The sequence below is a fragment of the Mesorhizobium sp. M7A.F.Ca.CA.003.01.2.1 genome (genome assembly GCF_003998945.1).
GTDB lineage: Bacteria > Pseudomonadota > Alphaproteobacteria > Rhizobiales > Rhizobiaceae > Mesorhizobium > Mesorhizobium ciceri.
Genome location: NZ_RZRA01000662.1, coordinates 1 through 3,278, shown reverse-complemented (window position 1 = coordinate 3,278; position 3,278 = coordinate 1). Strand labels below are relative to the sequence as shown.

The 3,278-nt window shown below is 63.3% G+C and carries 6 protein-coding genes; 3 read left to right on the top strand and 3 right to left on the bottom strand.

What is annotated here, in order from left to right:
• Both EN969_RS23245 and EN969_RS23240 read left to right on the top strand, forming a co-directional pair.
• A partial coding sequence (locus EN969_RS23245; protein ID WP_127419429.1) for a DUF1214 domain-containing protein occupies positions 1–517 on the top strand: 517 nt, incomplete at its 5' end.
• Complete coding sequence (locus EN969_RS23240; RefSeq protein WP_013532652.1) at positions 510–1,079, top strand: DUF1254 domain-containing protein; 570 nt, start codon at positions 510–512, stop codon at positions 1,077–1,079. The genes EN969_RS23245 and EN969_RS23240, both read left to right, overlap by 8 nt.
• A gap of 139 nt (positions 1,080–1,218) precedes the next feature.
• Here EN969_RS23240 and EN969_RS23235 read toward each other — a convergent pair whose 3' ends face one another.
• On the bottom strand, positions 1,219–1,407 hold the full coding sequence (locus EN969_RS23235) for a hypothetical protein (protein WP_013532653.1): 189 nt from the start codon (positions 1,405–1,407) through the stop codon (positions 1,219–1,221).
• A 186-nt stretch (positions 1,408–1,593) separates the two neighbouring features.
• Between EN969_RS23235 and EN969_RS23230 the strand changes: the two genes are divergently transcribed.
• Positions 1,594–2,628, top strand: a complete 1,035-nt coding sequence (locus EN969_RS23230) for a hypothetical protein (protein WP_164758437.1) — start codon at positions 1,594–1,596, stop codon at positions 2,626–2,628.
• Here the strand turns inward: EN969_RS23230 and EN969_RS23225 are convergent.
• Both EN969_RS23225 and EN969_RS23220 read right to left on the bottom strand, forming a co-directional pair.
• A complete protein-coding gene (locus EN969_RS23225) occupies positions 2,606–2,953 on the bottom strand; it encodes a DUF1491 family protein (RefSeq protein WP_127419427.1) in 348 nt (115 codons plus the stop codon). The two genes, EN969_RS23230 and EN969_RS23225, sit on opposite strands and share 23 nt — an antisense overlap.
• A gap of 69 nt (positions 2,954–3,022) precedes the next feature.
• A partial coding sequence (locus EN969_RS23220) for a peptidoglycan-binding domain-containing protein (RefSeq protein WP_164758436.1) occupies positions 3,023–3,278 on the bottom strand: 256 nt, incomplete at its 5' end.

Genomic DNA, 3,278 nt, shown 5'->3' with positions numbered 1-3,278 from the left:
CTGGTATGCGCTGAAAGTCCAGGATGGCGTCGGCGCCATCCGGATCGGTCAATGGACAGCCTTTCCCGATATCGGCACGCCGTCCGCCGATCCTTATTCCAAGGCTCGCGTGGCGCGCGAGGGCGTGCTTGCACTCGGCCGTGCCGAGGGGCTGTCCTTCGTCGCCGAGCGAGACACGGGCGGCGCCGAGCTCAAGCGCGAATGCACCTACACCATCGAGGGCGGATTTCCGACGGCGCGGTTCTGGACGCTCTACGCCGCCGACCAGTCGCTCAGCGTGGTCGAGACCGGCAAATCCCGGCTGGCGGCGCTGCAATCCTACGGGGTGGTGCGCCAGCCCGACAATTCGGTGATCATTTCCGCCGGCCATCACCCGATGCCCGGCAATTGGCTGCTGACAGACGGCTTCGGCAGGATGTATTTCGTGCTGACCTTCTACGACACGCCAATCGCCAGCAGCACGGGCCTGTCGGACGTCTCGCTGCCGCGGATCGTCAAGGTCGGCTGCGATGCGTAGTTTTTATGCGGCGATGCGCAGACTTTTGCATGCCGTCCTGCTCGGCCTGCTCGGCGCCGGCATTGTGCACATCGCCGTGCTGCTTCTGGTGCCTGAATTTTCCGAACGCGACGCCTGGTCGCGGCTGTCCATGGCTTCGGATCTCTACAAGATGACGCGGCTCGATGCCGAGGCCGGTGGGGCGCCCGTGGTGAAATCCGTCGACCCGCTGTTTTATGCAACGGCGTGCCGGTTCGACCTGGGCGAAGGTTTGGTCCGCGTCAAGGCACCTGGACATGTCCCGTTCTGGTCGGTGTCGGTCTATGACCGCAGCGGCCACAACATCTATTCCTTCAACGACCACACAGCGACCGGCGGCGTTCTGGATGCCGTGGTGCTGACGCCGGCGCAGATGATCGACGTGCGCAAGGACCTTCCAGAGGATCTTCAGGGGGCGATCTTCGTCGAAGCGCCGATCGAGGAAGGCATCTTCGTCATCCGTGCCTTCGTCCCCGACAGCAGCTGGAAGCCGATCGTGTCGCGCTTCTTCGAACAGAGTTCCTGTGAGTTGCAGGACTTCTAGAGCGTGTCGCGTCTGAACGGATTCAGACGACCCGCTTTAGGTCTTTGTTTTCATGCATGTCGTTCTCCAAAACCGAGGTCACTTTTGGGCGACATGCACTAGACATGATCCCGGACCAAAGGTCCGTGGCCGCCGAAACTCAGTGGTGCGGGACCGGCTTCGTCCCTGGCGATCCCGTCTTGTCGGGATCGACCGGCCGCACTTCGCCGGCATGCGACCGCTCATAGCGGATGCCGGGAAAGATGATCACCGCCGCCGGCATTTCGGCGGTTTGCTTTGCTCTGGTGTTTGGTGCCGTACGCGGCACGAAAGACAGTACCATGCCCATGGTTCGCGCATTCCTCTCGGTTTCCCCGGAGCACAACGCAACGCCTCCAAATGTCATTAAGGCGGCAGAGGGTTAACGGAACGCTAACGGATCGTCGCTAACTTGATCTTTGTTCTTGGTGCTCGCGAAACCGACACAATCCCGGTCGAGCGCGCCAAGCTTGTGTCGAGTACGGGCGTATCCTTCGTGTCATCTTCGGACTTCAGGCAAATCGCGGTACGAAAAGACTCGGGAAAGGCCGAAAGGCTGTTCCGCGCCGCAGTGTCGGCGTTCTGCTCGCTCACCCGCCCTTCACGCCGCGAGATCGGCCAGCTCGAAGACCTGACGCTGCCGCTGTTCAATGACGTGTCCGTCAAATCCCGCCGTTACGTGGCAGCCGCCCTTTCCGAATGCGAATACGCACCCGCCGCCCTGGTGCGCCGTCTTTGCGAGGAACCGGTCGACATTGCCGCGCCGTTGCTCATCCGCTCACGCGCCGTCAGCGACATCGATCTCATCGCCCTGATCGGGCGACATGGCCTGCCGCATGCGCGTGCCATTGCGCGCCGCAAGGGCTTGAACCCGACCATTGCTGACCTGATCAGGGCCCTCGAGAGGCCAACCCTGGTGCGCGCGCCGGACCCGGATGCGAACGCCGCTGGGGCAGACAAGATCGCGCCAGCGAGCGCGGATACCGCCTCCGGCGAGCCAGCCCGGGAACAGACACTCGGCATCGCGGCCGAGAATGCACGGCGCAGGCTGCGCTCGATGATGCGCACCGGCGACGAGAAGACAGCGACCGCCGAGCCTTTCAAGGGCGCCGACACCTATATGAAATTGCGCGAGACAGCGCTGACGGGAAACGCCGCGTTCTTCCAGACCGCGCTCGCCGATGCGCTCGACATCGATTTCGAGACCGCGCGATCGCTCACCGCCAACCAGAATTATGCCTCGCTGCTTGTCGCCTTGCGCTCGCTCGACCTCAGCGAAGACAGGGCCTTCCTGGTCACGGTTGCCGTCTATCCCAGCCAGTTCCCGCACCCGCAGGCTATCCGGACTTTCCTCGACCGCTACCGGCTGCTGCATCGCGAGGCGGCCCAGGACAAGATGCGGTCGTGGAGAGCGGAAATCCTTTCAAGGGTGGTTCGCGGCGCAGCACCTGCCAACAGCGATACACGCACCGCTTCGAACAGCGACGATGCGGCGGCTTCTTCCGGCCTCAGGGCGTCTTCACGGAAATAAGCTCCTCGACGGGCACGGCACCGGCCTCGATTTCGACCACCCAGATGTCGGGATCGAATTTTTTCTCCCGTTCCAGCCTGGCTTCGAGCACCGCGGGATCGTCACCAGCTCCGAGCAGAGTGAAAAACCGGTCGTCGGGCTTGGCCGAATCATAGCTTGTCTGCGGCGCCGGCCCGAACAGGGCAACCTCACCCAGCCTGCCCCGCGCCAGCACGAACACAGCGCCGGCCTCGGTCGCGCCACGCTTGACCGCGGCGGCAAATCCACCGGCGCCGAAAATCCGGCGCAACAGGGCCGAAACCCACAGATCCGATGTGACGCGCATGAGAGAGCTCCCGAAACTGCCGGTTCTCTATCGATATTTCCGCCGCTCGGCGAGCCGTCGTTTCGGCCGTCAGTTGGTCAGGCCGATCTCGCGCATCTTGACATAGACGATCTCATCGGGCTCGCCGGTCTGCGGCAGCCCGAACAGCGACTGGAATTCCTTGATCGCCGCCTTTGTGCGCGCGCCGACGACACCATCCAGCTGCATGTCGTCATTGCCGAACGCCTTGAGCCCGGCCTGGATCTTGACGATGCGGGCATCGGGCGCTTGCGTCGCGGCATCCGCCTGCCCGGAATTTGTCTGTCCCGAACCTGTCTGCAAAGAC

Excerpts from the sequence above, each read along its gene's own strand:
- EN969_RS23240 (WP_013532652.1), top strand. The coding sequence starts at position 510 with ATGCGTAGTTTTTATGCGGCGATGCGCAGACTTTTGCATGCCGTCCTG.
- EN969_RS23225 (WP_127419427.1), bottom strand. The coding sequence starts at position 2,953 with ATGCGCGTCACATCGGATCTGTGGGTTTCGGCCCTGTTGCGCCGGATT.
- EN969_RS23235 (WP_013532653.1), bottom strand. The coding sequence starts at position 1,407 with ATGGGCATGGTACTGTCTTTCGTGCCGCGTACGGCACCAAACACCAGA.